Source organism: Leeuwenhoekiella nanhaiensis (assembly GCF_002744755.1).
Classification (GTDB): Bacteria; Bacteroidota; Bacteroidia; order Flavobacteriales; family Flavobacteriaceae; genus Leeuwenhoekiella; species Leeuwenhoekiella nanhaiensis.
Genome location: NZ_KZ319288.1, coordinates 313,439 through 332,611 on the forward strand (window position 1 = coordinate 313,439; position 19,173 = coordinate 332,611).

General features: G+C 41.6%; 14 protein-coding genes. 7 read left to right on the top strand and 7 right to left on the bottom strand.

Going from position 1 to position 19,173, the window contains the following annotated elements:
• Entirely contained in the window at positions 1–1,425 is a 1,425-nt protein-coding gene (locus CJ305_RS05105; protein ID WP_317043992.1) for a peptidylprolyl isomerase, read from the bottom strand.
• Positions 1,409–2,275, bottom strand: coding sequence for a peptidylprolyl isomerase (locus CJ305_RS05110; RefSeq protein ID WP_099645174.1), 867 nt, complete (start codon positions 2,273–2,275; stop codon positions 1,409–1,411). Before CJ305_RS05110 ends, CJ305_RS05105 begins: the two co-directional genes overlap by 17 nt.
• A 294-nt stretch (positions 2,276–2,569) precedes the next feature.
• Here CJ305_RS05110 and CJ305_RS05115 point away from each other — a divergent pair, with 294 nt between their 5' ends.
• The 3 genes from CJ305_RS05115 (at position 2,570) to CJ305_RS05125 (ending at position 3,944) form a co-directional block, all read left to right on the top strand.
• Entirely contained in the window at positions 2,570–3,016 is a 447-nt protein-coding gene (locus CJ305_RS05115; protein ID WP_099645175.1) for an SRPBCC family protein, read from the top strand.
• 2 nt (positions 3,017–3,018) lie between these two features.
• Complete coding sequence (locus CJ305_RS05120; RefSeq protein WP_223248800.1) at positions 3,019–3,252, top strand: hypothetical protein; 234 nt, start codon at positions 3,019–3,021, stop codon at positions 3,250–3,252.
• Positions 3,253–3,416: 164 nt separating this feature from the next.
• A complete protein-coding gene (locus CJ305_RS05125) occupies positions 3,417–3,944 on the top strand; it encodes an OmpH/Skp family outer membrane protein (protein ID WP_099645177.1) in 528 nt (175 codons plus the stop codon).
• Positions 3,945–4,125: 181 nt separating this feature from the next.
• Here the strand turns inward: CJ305_RS05125 and guaB are convergent, their stop codons facing one another.
• A complete protein-coding gene (guaB, locus tag CJ305_RS05130) occupies positions 4,126–5,598 on the bottom strand; it encodes an IMP dehydrogenase (RefSeq protein ID WP_099645178.1) in 1,473 nt (490 codons plus the stop codon).
• A 195-nt stretch (positions 5,599–5,793) separates the two neighbouring features.
• Here guaB and CJ305_RS05135 point away from each other — a divergent pair, with 195 nt between their 5' ends.
• The 4 genes from CJ305_RS05135 to CJ305_RS05150 all read left to right on the top strand — a co-directional run bounded on the left by CJ305_RS05135 (position 5,794) and on the right by CJ305_RS05150 (position 12,012).
• Positions 5,794–7,014 carry a DUF4856 domain-containing protein gene (locus CJ305_RS05135; protein WP_099645179.1) on the top strand — a complete coding sequence of 407 codons (1,221 nt, stop codon included), beginning with the start codon at positions 5,794–5,796 and terminating at the stop codon, positions 7,012–7,014.
• An 87-nt stretch (positions 7,015–7,101) separates the two neighbouring features.
• Positions 7,102–8,226, top strand: a complete 1,125-nt coding sequence (locus CJ305_RS05140; protein ID WP_099645180.1) for an imelysin family protein — start codon at positions 7,102–7,104, stop codon at positions 8,224–8,226.
• On the top strand, positions 8,226–9,575 hold the full coding sequence (locus CJ305_RS05145) for an HTTM domain-containing protein (RefSeq protein WP_099645181.1): 1,350 nt from the start codon (positions 8,226–8,228) through the stop codon (positions 9,573–9,575). Before CJ305_RS05140 ends, CJ305_RS05145 begins: the two co-directional genes overlap by 1 nt.
• Complete coding sequence (locus CJ305_RS05150; RefSeq protein ID WP_099645182.1) at positions 9,553–12,012, top strand: TonB-dependent receptor; 2,460 nt, start codon at positions 9,553–9,555, stop codon at positions 12,010–12,012. The genes CJ305_RS05145 and CJ305_RS05150 overlap by 23 nt, the downstream gene beginning before the upstream one ends.
• Before the next feature lie 93 nt (positions 12,013–12,105).
• Here the strand turns inward: CJ305_RS05150 and CJ305_RS05155 are convergent, their stop codons facing one another.
• The 4 genes from CJ305_RS05155 to CJ305_RS05170 all read right to left on the bottom strand — a co-directional run bounded on the left by CJ305_RS05155 (position 12,106) and on the right by CJ305_RS05170 (position 19,095).
• Positions 12,106–12,972 carry a hydroxymethylglutaryl-CoA lyase gene (locus CJ305_RS05155; protein WP_099645183.1) on the bottom strand — a complete coding sequence of 289 codons (867 nt, stop codon included), beginning with the start codon at positions 12,970–12,972 and terminating at the stop codon, positions 12,106–12,108.
• Positions 12,973–13,060: 88 nt separating this feature from the next.
• Positions 13,061–14,839 (bottom strand): ATP-binding protein, encoded by a 1,779-nt coding sequence (locus tag CJ305_RS05160; protein ID WP_189319392.1) that lies wholly within the window; start codon positions 14,837–14,839, stop codon positions 13,061–13,063.
• Between the two features lie 239 nt (positions 14,840–15,078).
• Positions 15,079–16,095, bottom strand: a complete 1,017-nt coding sequence (locus CJ305_RS05165) for a quinone-dependent dihydroorotate dehydrogenase (protein ID WP_099645185.1) — start codon at positions 16,093–16,095, stop codon at positions 15,079–15,081.
• 120 nt (positions 16,096–16,215) lie between these two features.
• Positions 16,216–19,095: a TonB-dependent receptor gene (locus CJ305_RS05170; RefSeq protein ID WP_099645186.1), complete on the bottom strand. Its 2,880-nt coding sequence runs from the start codon at positions 19,093–19,095 to the stop codon at positions 16,216–16,218.
• Positions 19,096–19,173: the final 78 nt, after the last annotated feature.

Consider the following 19,173-nt stretch of genomic DNA (forward strand, 5'->3'; position numbering starts at 1 on the left):
TTAATTCTTTTTCCAGTTACTAGTGTAATCGCAAGATCTGTAATCGCCGTTTAACTTGATATAGGTCTCCGCAATTTTTTCATTCTGCCACTTTTCGATAGCCTTGATTTGTTTAGCCTGCAACGCGAAGTTTTTAATTTTCACGTAGTCGATCACAAAATCAGCTTCGTGTTCTTCAATACGATCAGATACGGTATAAATCTCGTAACGGGTTTTGCCGGTACGCGTAGGATTGTTAAAAGGAATGGAAACCTCTCCTTCTTTTAGATTCTGAACTTTAGGATACAATTCAGTCGGCAGGTTTTTCAATTCAAACATACGATCCTGAGTAACCGGGTTAATCATTATCCCCCCGTCGCTGGCAGTTTCCTTTTCATCAGAAAATTCTTTGGCTGCCTCTTCAAAGGTAATTTCACCGGCTTCGATACGCGACTTAATTTTGTCTATTTTCTCTTTTGCTGCAGCTTCGGCCTCAGAAGTAACCTTTGGGATACGCAAAATGTGTCTCAAATCAATTTTTTGACCGCGTATTTTTTCAACCTTTATAATGTGGTAACCAAATTCAGTCTCAAAAGGCTTACTCACTTCACCTTCCTGAAGACTGAACGCCACATCTCTAAATTCTTTTACAAACTGAGACTTTCGGTCTACATCACGGATAAGACCACCGTCTCCACGGGTTGATTCATCTTCAGACCATAAAACGGCTTTGGTTGCAAAACTGCTTCCGTTTTCTACTATATCATTGCGATAGCCGTTAAGCTGCTCTATCACTTTGTCTTTTTCTTCCTGTGGAACTTCCGGAATGATTTGAATTTTTGAAATCTCAAGTTCTACTCCAAACTGTGGTAAACCATCCTGTTCCAATTGTTTGTAGTACTCGCGTATCTCTTCAGGAGTTACTTCGATCTCCTCAACAATTTTTTGCTGCATCGCTTTGGCAAGTTCCTGATTGCGGTTTAACTCAAAAAGGTCTTTACGCAAATCAGACATCTTTTCCTTACGGTAAAAACGCAATACTTTTTCTTCAGAACCCAACTGATTGATGAAATAATCAATTTGCTGCTGGGTGTACGAGCGCACCTGATCTTCAGAAATACTTACACTGTCAATAACCGCGTGATGCGCATAAAGCTTGTCTTCCATCAGTTTATCGAGAACCTTGCAGTTTGATAAATCCTGAGTTTCTACCTTTTGCTGTTTCAGGGATTCGATGGCCTGATCAATGTCACTTTCAAGAATAACATACTCTCCCACAACCGCCGCAACACCATCTACTTTAAATGTGGTTCCGGTAGTTAGCGGTTTGTCAGTAGCCTGTGCTACTTCCTCTTCTACTTCGGTATTGATGATTTCCTGCGCGCTCACCGAACCTGCGGCAAGACAAACAAGCAAACTAAATGCTCCGTTAATTATAGATTTCAAATTGTTTATTTTTAATTGCATCTTTCGTTATATCCTTTTCTAACTCTTTAATCAATTCCAGTTTTCTACGATTCAGTAAAATTTGCTTAACCGTAGGTTTTACATACTCTAAAGGGGCTTCCTGATTGCGTTTAAGACGGTCTTTTACGGCGATCAAATATAGCCCTAATGAATCACGCAGCTGAATAAAATCGGTTTTATTTAAAAGCCGGTCGCTGTTCTCCAGGTTTACAGGAGGGACGGTTGCAACCACTTTATCCAGACGTATCCACGTGGAGTCGTTCAAATAATGTGCCTTAAACTGCACGGCAATCGAATCAAGATAGCGGCGGTCGTCAGCATTAAAACGAATGAATTTACTTTTTATCGTTTCAATATTATAGTCATTTTCATTCAACTGAATATAGCGCAACTTCAGCAATTCTTCATTCAGTTTAAAATTTTCGGTGTTTTTCTCATAAAAAGCAATGGCTTCAGCATCAGTCACCGTACTGTCCATATTACGCGCCACCAAAGCATCTTTATAAGCCTGAGCATACAAATCTGATTTATACTGGGCCACAAGATCTTCTAAACGCTGCTGCTCCTCAACCGAAATATTAAGCTTAGCACCTTTCATCAGCAGCTTTTGAGTTGCCCAGCGCGTAATAAAGCTCGACACTACCAGCGTGCTGTCTTCCTTACTCATTCCCGGCACGATCAACTCGTCAATGTCACTTTGGTACAAATACTCGTCTCCTACACGGGCGACAGGCTCCCCTACCGGTTTTGTGGTTTGAAAATACTCGCAGGAATTTGAAAAACCAGCGATAATCAATCCCAAAATAACTAATGCAAAACGATATCTCATAGTCTTAAGCAAGTCCGGGTCTTTTTTGACAGCTTTGATTCTTCCTAAAGACCGATAAGAAAAGTTGCTGTTGCATAATTTTTAATTTGGCAAAATTAAACAATATCTGTAGAAACGCAGCATTGCAGTCTGCGGGCTAATTTATATTACAAAACAAACTCCATTTAAAGAACAAATTCACATAAAACCAGTGATATGACGGAAGTTCTTTGAGTCTAAAACTGCTGTTAAAAACAATTGATCCCGAATCAGCAAATTACTAAAACTTACATTTGCAATTTAAAAATCAGGACTATGAACTATTCACATAAAATTCTCATTGATCTCCCTCTGGCAGATACCGTGTCTAAAATGGATAGCCTCGAAAACCTTAAGAAATGGCAGGAAGGCCTTGTTGAAGCTACTGTGATTTCAGGAAAATTTGGGGAAGAAGGCGCTAAAACGTGTTTGAAGTACGATTTTGGTTCGCGTAAAATGACGCTGATTGAAACCATATTAAAGACCAATATGCCTCACGAGCTTGTGGCATCGTATACCACAAAGGGCGTTTATAATGAGCAACACAACCGCTTCAGGGCTACAAAAGACGGAAAAACAATCTGGGAGTCTGATAGTACGTTTAAATTTGAAGGTTTAGGGATGAAACTGGTAGGTCTTTTATTTCCCAAAAGCTTCGAAAAACAATCTTTAAAATATATGAAAGCCTTTAAAGCTTTCGCAGAAAACGGAACAACAGCTTAATTATGGATAAAATAAAACTGATTTGGGATTTTAGAGGTGCTGATGCCCATCAAATTGCCGAACACCACGTAAAACACCTAAAAGAATACGCATCTGCAAATGGCCTGAATGAACATGCAACGGGAGTAGAAAAACAGAGTCCTTTATATAGTTTGGCATTTTTTGTGGTAGAGAAAGAAAACATGCCGGCAGTACGGGATGCGCTTCGCCCACATCGCGGAGAGTATATCGATTAAAAAATGTAATGGGCATACAAAGAAGCCTCTAAAGAATTGAATGCGCATTTATTACTAAGAAAAAACTTTGACAGGTAGCGCGCTTTTTTATCTTTGCCGATGGTTTTTTAAAAAGCCCTGATTATTAGAAACAAAAACGCCTGAAAAGGCACAAAAACAAAAGAATGAAAAAATTTATTTTACCTCTGGTAGTATTTTTTGTGAGTCTGAGCGCAATGGCTCAGTCCAAAGTAGGTACCATAGACAGTGATCTGGTTATTGCCAGTCTTGATGAAGTGGCTCAGGTACAAAAAGATCTGGAAGCTTATGGCGCTGATCTTGACCGACAGTTTAAAGAATTAGTTAGTAAATACCAGGCTGCCGTGGAAGCTTATCAAAAAGTAGAGGCTACTGCTACTGAAGATGATAAGAAAAAGAAGCAGGAGGAGATTGTAGGAATGGAGCAGGATATTCAACGCTTCAGACAAAATTCTCAGGGATTAATTCAAATCAAGCAAAACGAATTGATGCAGCCGCTTTATCAAAAAGTTGGTCAGGCCCTTGACGCTGTTGCACGTGAGCAAAACTATACTCAGGTACTTACGCTTAACGCCGGTGTTGCTTATTTTGACCCTGCATTAGATATTACTGATGACGTGGCTAAAAAACTTGGAGTCACACTTAAATCAGGAGAAGAAACCGGAGGACAGTAGTTTTCCGATTATCAAAAATATAAAAGACCGCAAAAGCGGTCTTTTTTTATGTCTTGCATTCAGATTCGACTGAAGTATATTACCAAAAGGTAAGCCTCGATGTATCCTATTTTTGGCAGTACCAATAAAAAATCCGCCTCGTGATTTGAGGCGGATTTTTTTAGTTATAGACCGATATAAATTATCTGCTGTAGTTAGGAGATTCTTTAGTAATTGTTACATCGTGCGGATGGCTCTCATGAATACCACTGGCGGTAATCTTAACAAAGCGACCGTTTTCTTTAAGCGTTGCGATATCTTTTGCACCACAATATCCCATACCGGCTCTGAGTCCGCCGATAAACTGATGTACGCTTTCGTAAAGTTCACCTTTATAAGGTACGCGACCTACGATACCTTCCGGCACCAGTTTTTTGATATCATCTTCCACATCCTGAAAATAACGGTCTTTAGAACCGGTTTTCATAGCTTCCACAGAACCCATACCGCGATAGGTTTTATATTTTCGGCCTTCATAGATTATGGTTTCTCCGGGAGATTCTTTGGTTCCTGCAAGCAACGAACCTAACATCACGCAGTCTGCACCGGCTGCAATTGCTTTAGGAATGTCCCCGGTATAGCGAATACCTCCATCTGCAATTACAGGCACACCAGTACCTTTAAGAGCGGCTCCAACTTCAAGTACAGCGCTAAACTGTGGGAAACCTACACCGGCGACCACCCGTGTGGTACAAATAGAACCGGGTCCTATACCAACCTTTACAGCATCTGCACCGGCTTCAACCAAATATTTTGCAGCTTCTGCCGTAGCGATATTACCCACCACAACGTCAAGCTCGGGAAATTTATCTTTAACCGCTTTAAGCACTTTTACAACACCCTGAGTATGCCCGTGAGCCGTATCAATGACCACGGCGTCTACTCCGGCATTAACCAAAGCCTCTACCCGCTGCACCGCGTCTGCAGTCACACCAACAGCAGCTGCAACGCGCAACCTTCCGTAGGTATCTTTATTTGCAATAGGTTTTTGGGTAAGTTTTGTAATATCTCTAAACGTGATTAAACCGATCAATTTATTATCATCGGTTACCACGGGTAATTTTTCGATTTTGTTTTCCTGTAGAATAACTTCAGCCTGTCCTAAAGAGGTACCTTCAGCTGTGGTTACCAGATTTTCGGAAGTCATGACTTCTACAATAGGACGCTTGTCGTCTTTTTCAAAACGCAGATCGCGATTGGTAACAATTCCTACCAGACGACCCTCATCATCAATAATGGGAATTCCCCCAATGCTGTGTTCGGCCATAAGACGCTTGGCATCTTTTACAAACGCATCACGCTTTAAGGTAACAGGATCTATGATCATCCCACTTTCTGCACGTTTAACGCGGCGCACCTTAACTGCCTGCTGCTCGATTGTCATGTTTTTGTGCAACACACCTATACCCCCTTCCCGGGCAATGGCAATAGCCATGCGCGACTCGGTAACCGTATCCATTGCAGCGGAAACGATAGGTACGTTTAATGTGATGTTGCGGGTGAATTTTGACTGAATACTGACTTCGCGGGGAAGTACTTCAGAGTAAGCAGGGACCAGGAGTACGTCGTCGTAAGTAAGACCTTCTCCTAAGATTTTTGTTTCGTGAGCAGTCATTGCAATTAGGATTTAATTGCGTGCAAATATACTGCTAAATTCTCAAACCTCAAGCACTGTGGGCATTTAATAAAAATTGAATACGATTGCACTATTTTTATTTGAAATAAGTCTAAATAAATTTGGAAGGTTTGCTTGTGGCTGTTATTTTTGCCGGAATAAAATTATCAATATTCAGTCTAAATAAGATTAATAATGTTCAAACCGCTTTCCATCTTACTAACCGCAACCGTGATTTTAAGCTCGTGCTCATCAGACGATGATGCGGATACAACAAACCCTGTTTTAGAGGTTCCTCAGAATTATACGTTTACTCGTGAAGGTAATTCTACGGTTGATTTCAATGGACAAACCACGCGTATCGCGATGGCTGAAGCCATTTCTTCAAGTCTGCTCGATTTTGACAATGCGACTGAAGCTTCCATAATGGCACAATTTACGCATACTGCCGGGGATGCTGATTTTGAAGATGCAGCGCTTAATGCTTCAGATAAAAATGTACGAAGTAAAGTTGCTGCTTCTGTAGACTATTACAATACCAATGCTGTACAGAGTCAGGCTATCAAAAGTACCTTTGACGATTATATCGCCAAGCAGGTTTCAGAAGTATTCCCGAATCAAAATGTAGTAGCGATTGCAGGAACTGCCGGTCAAATCGCAGACGGAACCCGTACCCGTTACGTGTCTGCTACCGGATTAGAATACAATCAGGCTTTTGCCAAAGGACTTCTTGGAGCGCTGATGACTGATCAAATGCTGAATAACTACCTAAGCGTAGCTGTTCTTGATGAAGGTGACAACCGCGCAAATAACTCGGCAGGCGTTACCGCAGAAGGTTCAAATTACACCACGATGGAACACAAATGGGATGAGGCTTACGGTTACATTTACGGTGCTTCTCAGGATCCTACAAATCCCAATGCAACCATTGGTGAAGATGATGGATTCTTAAATGAATATGTGGGTCGCGTAAATGATGATGCTGATTTTAATACCATTGCTGAAACGATTTTTGACGCTTTTAAAACCGGTCGTGCCGCTATCGTGGCCGGTGACTATGTTACCCGTGACGAGCAGGCAGCAATCATTCGCGCCGAAGTTTCTAAAGCTATCGCGGTACGTGGCATCTACTACCTGCAACAGGCCAAAACGAAAATCGAAGCGGGGAATCAAACCGGAGCGTTCCACGGTCTGTCTGAGGCTTATGGATTTATATACAGCTTACAATTTACCCGTAATCCACAAACTGACGCTCCTTATTTAAGTGCTGTTGAAGTAACCGGTTTATTAGGCCAGCTTATGGGCGATGGGGCCAACGGCTTATGGGATCTTACCGCAGATACCATTGACGCTATTTCAGAAAGTATTGCAGCAGAATTTGATTTTACCGTAGCTCAAGCTGCAAGTGTAGACTAGTGATTTACACGCTTTAAAGTATCTTTGCAATCCAAAAAAATGAAAGCCCATAAATGGGCATAGATTAGAAAAAGAAAAAAAGAAAAGATGAAAAAAATTATTTCCATTCTAACCCTAATTACTCTGGTCAGCTTGATGAGTTGTACCTCAGACAGCACAGATGACTCCGGGCAGGGACAGACCGATCAGTTTGACCGCGGTGCGATGCTCGTGAACTGGGCAGATAATATCATCATTCCGTCTTACGAGGCCTTTGATGTTGAAGCTAAAGCCTTGAATGCTGCTGCAGCCGCTTTTGTTGCGACTCCGGATACCAGTACGCTTGGTACACTGCGCACAGCCTGGGAATCTGCTTATTTTTCGTTTCAAAATGTTGAACTGTTTGATATAGGCAAAGCCGAAGAGGTACGTTACAGTTACAGGCTGAACACCTACCCTACCAATGCTACCGAAATCACTTCGGCTGTAGAAAGTGGAAATTACGACCTGGCGCTACCTTCTGCAGTTGATGCACAGGGTTTCCCGGCGCTTGATTACTTGCTTTTTGGATTGGGAGATAGCGACGCCGAAGTCCTTGCTTTTTATACCACAGATGCAAACGCTGAAAATTATAAGAAGTACCTAAGCGACATAACAGGAAGTATCGAACAGTTAACCACAACGGTACTGGCCGATTGGAAAAACAGTTTCCGCGGAAGCTTTGTGAGCAACACATCGTCTTCGGCTTCTGGTTCTGTTGATAAACTGGCTAACGATTACATTTTTTATTACGAAAAGCTTTTAAGAGCCGGAAAAGTGGGGATTCCTGCCGGAATTTTTTCAAATGAGGTACTACCGCAAACAGTAGAAGCTTATTATAAGGAAGACTTATCTAAAGCGTTGTTGCTTGAAGCCCTAAATGCAACCCAGAATTTCTTCAACGGGAAAGCCTACAAGGGTTCGGCCACCGGAGCTTCTTTCAAAGCCTATCTCGATTATCTAAATACCATTAAAAACGGTAGTGATCTTAGTGGTCTTATCAATGTCCAGTTTGACGCCGCACGGGCTAAAGCTAACACCTTAAACAGTAGTTTTGTGGTGCAGATTGAGACCAACAACGATGCCTTGTTAGAAACTTACAATGAGCTACAGCGAAATACGATTTTGATGAAGATCGATATGTTGCAGGCACTTGACATCAGTGTCGATTATGTAGATGCAGACGGCGATTAATGCAAAAGTCAATCTCCAAATATCTTACTAAAAATACAGAGGCCGCTCCATTAGCGGTCTTTCGTATTTTGTTTGGTGTGATGATGCTGTTGAGCATTATCCGATTTTGGAGCAACGGCTGGATTGAGAAACTCTACCTTGAGCCCGATTTTCACTTTACCTATTACGGCTTTAGCTGGGTACAGCCTTTAGGCAACTTTACCTACGTGATTTTTGGCATTTGCGCCCTTGCTGCTCTGGGTATTGCGCTGGGCTATCGCTACAAATGGTCTGTACTCCTGTTCTTTCTGAGCTTTACCTATATTGAGCTGATGGATAAAACCACCTACCTCAATCACTATTATTTCATCAGCTGCCTGGCATTTTTAATGCTATTTTTAGAGGGTAGCGCCTATTTTTCTCTGGATTCGTACCGTAGAAAACAAGCATTTACCCACATCCCGAAGTGGAATATAGACAGCATCAAACTGCTGTTGGGTATCGTTTATTTTTATGCCGGCCTTGCAAAACTGAACAGCGACTGGCTTCTACGGGCGATGCCACTTAAGATTTGGTTGCCTTCCAAATACGATTTACCGCTTTTAGGAAACCTAATGCAGCAAGAGTGGGTACATTACAGCTTCAGTTGGTTTGGAGCGATCTACGATCTCAGCATTCCGTTTTTATTGCTGTACAAACCCACGCGTAAACTGGGTTTTGTGTTGGTAGTCATTTTCCACTTGCTTACCCGGGTGTTATTCCCTATTGGGATGTTTCCATACATTATGATTGTAAGCGCGCTGATTTTCTTTGACGCCGGTTTCCATCAAAAAATCATCCATTTCCTGAGAAGATCCTTCCGCCTAAAAACTCTTGCAACGACAGTCCGGGTTTCAAAAATGAGTTCGAAACCGGCACTTATGGCAGTTGCTGCATTTTTTGTGATTCAGCTGCTGCTGCCCTGGCGCTACCTCGCCTATCCCGGCGAACTCTTCTGGACCGAAGAAGGTTATCGCTTTTCGTGGCGGGTAATGCTGATGGAAAAGGCAGGCTATGCCCAATTTAAGGTGGTTGATGAGCAAACGGGCAAAAATTTCTACGTGGATAACAGCGATTTTTTGACGCCTTTTCAGGAAAAGCAAATGAGCACTCAGCCCGACTTTATTCTCGAATACGCGCAGTATCTTGCAGACCATTTTTCGGCGCAGGGACATAAAAGCCTGGCGGTATATGTAGAAAGTTATGTTGCACTCAACGGCAGACTGAGTCAGCCATTTATAGACCCTAATGTAAATTTGCTTGATGAGCCGCGCTCGTTTAAGCCCAAAACGTTTATACTCCCTTTTGATGATACCATACAAGGACTTTAAATTTTTCGCTTTGCTAATTGTTTTTTTCGCATTCGCGAAAACTGCACAGGCGCAACAAACGCAGTACAATCTTACCGGCACCCTGACTGCCGCAAATACCGGAGAGCCTATCTCCAATGCCGAAGTATTTTGTCTTGAAATTGGCCGAAAGGTCGAAACCGATGCAAGCGGTACGTATACCTTTAATGGATTGTCTGAAGGAAGTTATACCCTAAATGTGTTTGCCCTCGCTTTTGAACTGGCTGAAAAAAGTATCACGCTTTCTTCAGATACACGTCTTGATTTTGCGCTCGATTCTTTGGGCGAAAACCTGAACGAGGTGATGATCACGGCCCGCAAACGGAAAATTTTCGCTTTGCGACAACTCAAACCCGTAGAAGGAACTGCCATTTACGCCGGAAAAAAGAGCGAGGTGGTACAGGTAGAAAACCTGACTGCCAATTTAGCTTCAGGAACTGCCCGGCAGATTTACGCACAGGTGGTAGGTCTCAATATTTACGAAAATAACGACGCCGGTTTGCAGCTCAACATCGGCGGACGTGGGCTGGATCCCAACCGTTCGGCTAATTTTAATACGCGTCAAAATGGTTACGATATTTCGGCAGATGTTTTGGGTTATCCCGAGAGTTATTACACGCCACCCGCCGAGGCTTTAGAAAGTATCGAAGTGGTACGCGGTGCAGCCTCTCTGCAATACGGTACGCAGTTTGGCGGTCTCATCAATTTCAAATTAAAACAACCCAACCCCGACAAAAAACTGGAGTGGACTTCAAGGCAAACTTTAGGTAGCTATAATCTGTTTACCTCGTTTAACAGCCTGAGCGGCACGGTAGACAACACGGGCTACTACGCCTATTTTAATTACAAAAAAGGAGACGGTTTTCGACCGAACTCCGGTTTTGATTCTTATAACGCCTATTTGCATCTCGATCAAAAAATAGGCGATAAAACCAAGCTGATTTTTGAAGGCAGTTACCTGTATTACCTGGCTCAGCAGGCAGGCGGACTCACCGACTCACAGTTTGAAGAAGACCCCACCTTTAGCAACCGCAGCCGTAACTGGTTTGCCGTAGACTGGAAACTTTTTGCCCTCCGTTTGGAGCACGCCTTTTCAGAAAAAACGGATTTTAGCCTGCAGTTATTTGCCCTTGACGCTTCGCGGAAAACAGTTGGTTTCCGGGTAAACCGGGTGAATCAACCTGATGATTTTAGTGAGCCTCGCGATTTGATTGTAGGTGATTTTAAAAACTGGGGAGCCGAAGCACGATTTCTTACACGATACAACCTGTTTGGTAAAGAGCATACGTTTTTAGTAGGTAGTAAATATTATCAATCCCGAAACGAAAGCCAGCAAGGTCCCGGAACAACGGCAAGTGATGCTGATTTCAACTTTGCCACGGCTGATTTCCCGAACTATGAGCGTCAGTCAGACTATACGTTTCCGAACCTTAATCTTGCGGCATTTAGCGAGACCATAATCAACCTGAGTAAAAAATTCAGTGTAACTCCGGGTGCCAGACTAGAATATATAAATACACGTGCACAAGGAAGTTTTAAACGTATAAATACCGATAACGCCGGAAATGTGATTCTGGATGAGGATATTGAAGAGGATAGAAATTTTGAACGCACATTTGTTCTACTCGGTGTGGGTACGAGCTATAAACCTTCAAAGGCTCTGGAATTTTACAGCAATATCAGTCAAAATTACCGGTCAGTTACTTTTGATGACATTCGTATTGTAAACCCTACATTTCAGATAGATGAAGGTATTACTGACGAAGATGGTTATACTTTTGATTTGGGTGCACGAGGAAGAATAGGTTCTTTACTCAGCTACGACGTAGGCGCGTTCTATTTACGCTATCAAGACAGGCTGGGTATAGTTCTGGAGGAAGAGAGTGATATACTTGTCGTTCAAAGAAGGGGTAACATTGGGGATGCTTCCATTTATGGGGTCGAAACTTTTGTGGATTACAACATCTGGGACACCTTTAGCAGCAACCGGGATTTTAGCCTTAGACTTTTTGGAAATTTAGCACTGACCCAATCAGAATATACCGCTTCTGAAAAACCTAATGTAGCTGGCAAACAAGTAGAATTTATACCGGATGTAAACCTAAAAACCGGAATTAATTTTGGCTTTAAAAACCTCTTGGGAAGCCTTCAGTACACCTACCTCAGCAAACAATTTACTGATGCCACCAACTCAGAACGTGATTTTAGCAATACCTCAGGAATTATAGGAGAAATCCCGGCTTATGATATTCTGGATCTTTCGCTATCGTATACCTATAAGAAATTCCGTTTAGAAACCGGTATTAACAACTTGCTAGACAACTCGTACTTTGTACGCAGAGCCACCGGTTATCCCGGGCCCGGTATTATCCCGAGTCAGCCTAGAACCTGGTATGCGACGCTTCAATTTAAATTGTAGGAATTGACCTCGGGCAAGCACGCGAGGCATTAATTCAATAAATTAAAAATTTCGAGGAATGCCTTGAGGAATTATATCTTTTGGCGGTGCCAATTAATGGTAGTTCTGGAAGATTTTTGAAGCCTCGTTGTGCGCTGATTCAAAACTCATGGGGCGTATGCCACTATCTTCCTTTACCGTATTGAAATAGGAAAGCATCTTTTCGGTAGGCATATTGCCGGTGAGTTCATCTTTAGCCATCGGGCAACCGCCAAACCCCTGTATGGCACCGTCAAACCTGCGACAGCCTGCCTTATAAGCAGCATCTACTTTTTCAAACCACTTATTGGGCGTGGTGTGTAGATGCGCTCCAAACTCTATATGTGGATATTTAGGAATGAGATTGCTGAACAGGTAATCAATAGTTTCAGCATCTGAAGTTCCCACAGTATCTGAAAGCGACAGGATGGAAACACCCATTTCTGCTAATTTTTCGGTCCACTCCCCTACAATTTCCACACTCCACGGATCGCCATAAGGATTACCAAAACCCATTGAAATATACGTAACCACCTGCTTATTGTGTTTGTAAGCCAAATCAAGAATATCTTGAAGCAAGCCAACAGATTCTGCTATAGTTTTGTGCGTATTACGCATTTGAAAGTTCTCTGAAATACTGAAAGGATACCCCAAATAATCGATCTGCTTGTGTTTTACCGCGTCTTGCGCTCCACGTAAATTAGCGATGATGGCCAAAAGTTTTGTTTGCGTACGGGACAAATCTAACTGATCTAAAACCGAAGCGGTATCTACCATCTGGGGGATGGCTTTGGGCGAGACAAAACTTCCAAAATCTATGGTATCAAAACCACAACGCAATAAAGATTGTATGTACTGTGCTTTTTGCTTGGTAGGGATAAAAGTTTTTATTCCCTGCATGGCATCACGTGGACATTCTATGATTTTGATTTTTGAGTTCATTGAAAAATTACTTCAAGACATTTATTATCGATTATCGTAATAAAAGGAAGTTAAAGATACAATTAAAAACACGCCTTCAAATACCGTTTTAGTTCTTCTCGGGCTGGTAATTATTAGGGAAAACATACACGAAGGTTGAACCCTCTCCAGGGCTGCTTTCGACCTCCAGACGGCCACCAATTTTAGTTGCGATCTCCTGACACAGTATTAGCCCAATTCCATTTCCGGGCTCATTTTCTGTACCCTTAATCGAATAGCGCTTTTGATCAACAAGTACTTTTTTGATTTCTTCAGAAGTCATACCTCTTCCGGTATCGGTGACTCGGAAATGATAGAAATTGGCTTTTTCCAAGAGTTCAAAAGTGATGTTTCCTCCTACCGGAGTAAATTTAATCGCATTACTTAAAAAATTACGGGCAATGACCTGCAGAACCTGATAATCGGTTTTTATGATTCGATCCTTTTCGATTTTCTGAAAAATCTGAAGATTTTTTCGGTTTAGGGCAGTCTCTTCTGCTTTTAAAGTTCCTGAAATAAGCTCATCTACTTTAACTTCCTGTATGTGGAAATCAAAACCATTCATCTGAGATTTTGCCCATATTAGCACGCCCTGAATTAAACTATTAAGCGTTTCGGCCTGATCTTCTAATCCTTTGGCCAAATGTCTGATTTCTTCAATAGTAAATTCTTCAAAATGACTATTCAAAAATTGCGTGCTGCTTAAAATGGAAGATATAGGACTGCGCACATCGTGTGCAACTATTGAAAAAAGGTTGTCTTTTTGCGTATTGATAAGCTCCAGACTCCTGTTGTTTTCATTTAATATTTCCTGCTTCTCTTTCAACTTCTTGTTCGCGTCAGACTTATAGCTGTACAATTGATACAGGATCAGGAATAAAATCAGAAACAGAAAAACCAAAATAGCTACTGCCCAAATAGCATAACGCTGATTTTGCAATTGCAGATTTCGTAAATCGGCTTCCTGATTCAACAACCTATTTTCGTAGATACGCTCTTCGGTCGCGTACTTTACTTTAATATTCTGAAGGATATTGATTTGCTCTCTGTTGTGAATTTCATCATTAAGTTTAATGTACTTCTGAGCATATTCTAAAGCTTCCGCTATGCGACCTTCAGTCTCCAAAAGCTTTTGCTTTGCTTCGTAGAATCGCAAGGTTACATATTGATCATTTATAGCCAATGCCTTTTGCTCGAGACCCTCTAATTCTGCCGCGGCCTTGTTCTTATCTCCAAGAATCGTATAACTGAGAGACTTGTAGGATTTCGCCAAAATGGAAAACTGAATCGGAATACGATCCAGTTTAATGGCCTCATCAAGATTAGAGATGGCCTTATCGTAATCCTCCAGAAAAAAATAAGCCGTACCCAGATTGAAATAGGAAACAGACAAAAGGCGTTTGTCATCCAGTTTTTCGGAATAGCTCAAAGAGCGTCGAGCGTAATAGAGCGCACTGTCTAACTGCTTTTTCTCCCGATATACCCCGCTTAAATTTGATAAATACTTGGTATAGGTTTCAAACTGAGCGACTGTATCGAGATATGTAATGGCTTCCTGAAAATTATAAAGCGCCTCATCATAATCTCTAAGATAAAAGTCTAAAACACCCAGATTTCCCAAACTTTCACTTATGCCCGTGCTGTCAGCTATTTGTTTATAATAGGGTAAAGCCTTTTGGAACTCTTCAATAGCCTGAGGATACTGGGATTTTACGATATAATAAGTTCCCTTGCGGTTGTAGGTTTTGGCAAGACCAAGTTGATATTCGTTCTTTTTAGAAAGTTCGAGAGCCTCGTCAATGTAAACCAACGCCGAGTCGGGCTTGTAATACAGATATTCGTAACTCAAACGCTCGAGAATGTGAACCAGGCTCGAATCTGATTTAGTTTCTGATAATTTTTGGAGAAGAGAATCTATAGGACGTGTTTGCCCTAATGCTGACAGACTTATGAGGAGCGTAAAAAAAAGAAATACCCTTCCTATAGCAATACTGAGATATGCGTTACAATTGTAATTCACGTAATTATAAATATGAAAGGGGGTCGCTTTTCGCAATTATAAATTTAAACGAATTTCGAGAACTGCTATTATAGTTTCTGTAAAATTTTGCGGTTTATGCGTTTAATAAGTCCCGGACCTTCATAAATAAAGCCAGTGTAAAGCTGAACAAGACTTGCTCCTGCCTCCAGTTTATCTATGGCGTCCTGTGGAGTATGAATTCCACCTACGCCAATAATAGGGAAAGCTTTTCCGCTCTTCTCAGCCAGGAAGCGAATAACAGCTGTTGAACGCTGCGTCAAAGGCTTACCGCTTAATCCACCGGTTTCGTCTTTTGCCTCAGATTGAAGTCCGTCACGGCTTATGGTGGTATTTGTGGCTATAACTCCGGCAATTTGAGTCTCTTTTACAATGTCAATAATATCGAGCAATTGGGAGTCCGTAAGATCTGGTGCAATTTTTAGCAGAATGGGTTTTTGTTTTGGCTTTTTAGCGTTTAGATTCTGAAGTCCGCTAAGCAATTGTGTTAGTGGTTCTTTATCCTGTAGTTCTCTGAGATTAGGTGTGTTTGGCGAGCTCACATTAACCACGTAATAATCTACATAATCATAAAGCGCTTCAAAGCAGATTTTATAATCTTCAAAAGCTTCTGCATTAGGGGTGACTTTATTCTTACCGATATTGCCCCCTATCAAAACATCAGAATTTGATTTAAGGCGTTCAACGGCTGCCTCTACTCCTCCATTATTAAATCCCATTCGGTTAATGATGGCGCTATCTTTTTTAAGGCGGAATAGTCGCTTTTTGGGATTTCCGGGTTGGGGTTTTGGGGTAAGTGTACCAATTTCAATAAAGCCAAAACCAAAATCAGCAAGTTCTTTATAGCGTTTAGCATCTTTATCAAAACCTGCTGCAAGCCCCACCGGATTTTTAAATTTTAGACCGAAAACCTCCCGTTCCAATCGCGGATCATCAAGCTGAAACTGATTTTTAAGGAGTTTGGTAACCCCCAGTTTATGCATCAAGCCAATGCTTTTAAAACTGAAATGATGCACCGCTTCGGGGTCAAATTTGAAAAGCAAGGGGCGAATGATTGACTTGTACATAGGTATGTGCTAAAACTGCTCAAAAATACAGTGCCTCTCTTAGAATCAAAAAGAAATAGACATATAAAAAAGGCTCCCTAAAAAGGAGCCTTTCTTAAATAATGGTGTTTCTGAAAAACTTTAGTCTAATACAATATTCATACGGGCAAACAGATATCGACCATCTATACCAAACTGTGTAGATCTTCTGGAATACAGAAAACGCCCATCTGATTGAAATGCCGGGTCTGCCATATCTGGATAGACGTCTAACAGGTTGTTAGCCCCTACGGTAAATTTAAGCGCTTTTGAAAAGCGGTAACTCGCGCTTAAATCGGTAACTATTTTTCCGGAATAAATACGATCAATATTTGGTTCAACATTATTGGTTGCCTCTTCCACTTCACCAAAGTAAGTATTGCGTAGAAACACATTCCACTTATCACCTACAAAAAGACTGTTAGTCAAACTTCCTTTAGTACGAGGCACAGCAGCCTCTATATACAACTCGCTGGTTCGGTCAAAATAGGTTTCTGCAAGATCTGCATCCCGCACCGGCCCCGGAATATTGATATTTTCAATGGTTGTTTTTGACAGTGTAAAAGAAAGAGTGTTTTTTAACCTAAGATCTGTTCCCAAATTAGCACTGTGATCTGCAACAAAATCAATACCGGAAGTCTGAGTATCTACAGAGTTTACAAAGAACGCCGCCTGTGTGGCATTTGCCTGACTGAATAAACGCTGCAATTCGGGATCTCCATTGGGGCCAAACTGACCCGTTAAAACCACGCGATCATCAATATTGATCAAGTAACCATCTACTGTAAAGGAAAGATTTGCATCTGGAACTTTAGCCGTAAACCCGGCAGTGTAGCCCAGAGAGGTTTCTTCTTTCAGCTCTGCTATGTTGAGCACACGGGCAACTCGGGAGGTATTGGAGAAGATACCAACTTCCTGAGGAACCCCATCTACAAATAAGGTAGATGTAGAGTTGTAATAAATCTGGTGTAGCGATGGAGCTCTAAAGCCCGACTGTACCGAACCTCTGAGATTGAAGGTTTCATTGAGTTTCCACAAAAAGGAAGATTTAAAATTTAAGGTTCCGCCAAAATCCGAGAAATTCTCATAACGTAAAGCACCGGTCATACGGAAGGTATCGGTAAAATCTGCTTCCACATCCAGATATCCCGCAACTGAGTTTCGATAGGCATCTACCACGTTGTTCGGCGCAAAACCCGGAAATACCTGAATCCCTCCGGGACGACCGCTACCAAAAAAGTCTACAGGAACTACACTGTTAGGATCGGTAGGATCGTAAACATTTCCCTGAGTATCATAACGGGCATAAGAAACCTCTTTACCAGGAATGATGTCGTAATTCTCAACACGGTATTCAGCACCAAATGCAATACTTAAACCAGACATAATATTTTCGTAAAAACGACTTACGTCCAGGTTTGAAGTGTTTTCCTGATAGCTGTAACCACCCGCATCAGCTTCAAATGGCGTTGAATTAAGCAAGGAAGCGTTCAGTGAATTACTAATACGATACGTAAATTCGTTAATACCCGTATTGTTGCTTAAGTCCACATTCCATTCTCCCACTTTACCACGAATTCCTACGGCAACTGCTTTATCCTTTATATTTGAATTGATCTCCGGTAAAAAACCATTTAAATAAACCGAAGTCACGTTTCGGGATTGAAAAGGTAAGCGGTAAAAACCGGCGGCATTACCGTTCTTAAACCCGAGTCCTCCGAAAGAATACAGTTTAAAATCACCCTCTCCTCCTAAAGGGATTTCAAGGTTTCCAAAAAACTGACCTCCTCTTAATTGTGAATTACCTACTCGCATGTTAAAATCGCTACGATCAAGGCCTCTAAAACCAAGCTCGGTATCAGTATTGTCATAATTAAGCGCCGTTCGCAAATCTGGGATGCTGTTAGCTGCATTAACCTGAGCAAGTACATCTGCCGGTAATCCTGCACTTTGAGCGTAATCTTTGATTGCATCTACATCGGTTTGTAAATCAAGAAGATCAAAACCATCATTATTAGCTACACGTTCAATTGAATTATAGCCTGTAAAAATCTGTCCGCTAAATGAACGCATCCGGTTTGTGGCTCCTCTAAAGTTGAAGTTACCCGTAAAGTTTACAAATCCGCCCTTTTCGCCGATAGGCAAACCGTAATTAGCGCCAATATTAATTTTTTCGCCGTCAACACTATCGTCATAATTTTCACTGGTGAAGTTTGCCCCTGTAGTCATATCTATAGCAAGCTGGTTGGTAGCTTTTTTAAGCACAATATTGATCACCCCTGCAATGGCATCAGAACCATATTGGGCGGCGGCACCGTCTCTCAGGATTTCGATACGCTCAATAGCATTGGTTGGAATCGCGGATAAGTCAGTTCCTACAGAGCCACGACCAAAAGTACCGTTAGTATTTACCAGCGCCGTTTTGTGGCGTCTTTTTCCATTTATTAATACCAAAACCTGATCAGGTCCCAGTCCTCGTAAAGAAGCCGGTGCAATGTGATCGGTTCCATCAGAAATGGTTTGTGGGTTTGATGAAAAAGAAGGTGCTGCATAATTCAAAATTTCGGTTACTGTAATCTGCGGTGAGCTTTCGGCAATTTCTGAAACACTCAGCACGTCTACTGGTACTGCTGAGTTTACAGCTGTTCGGCTTGGATTACGGGTACCAATAAGTACAACCTGATCCAGAGCTACACCCGAGGTCATAGTTACATTAAGTACCGGTCCTGTTACCCGTAGTGTTTGGGTTTCAAATCCTACAAAAGAAAAAACCAGATTGACCCCGCTGGTTACTTCGATACTGTAGTTTCCGTCAAAATCTGTGATGGTTCCTTTGTCTGTACCTTCCACTTGAACAGACACGCCAGGAAGCGGAGTAGATTGGTCATCTATAACCGTTCCGGATACTTGAATATCCTGTGCATATCCTACAAATAAAATAAAGCAAGAAAAGAGAACTGTAATGGTGAAGTTTCTTTGCATAATTATAATTTTGTGTTAGTTTGAAATAGTGAGTTTAAAGTAGCTATTTTTTCAAGAAATTTTAAGAAAAAACTATTT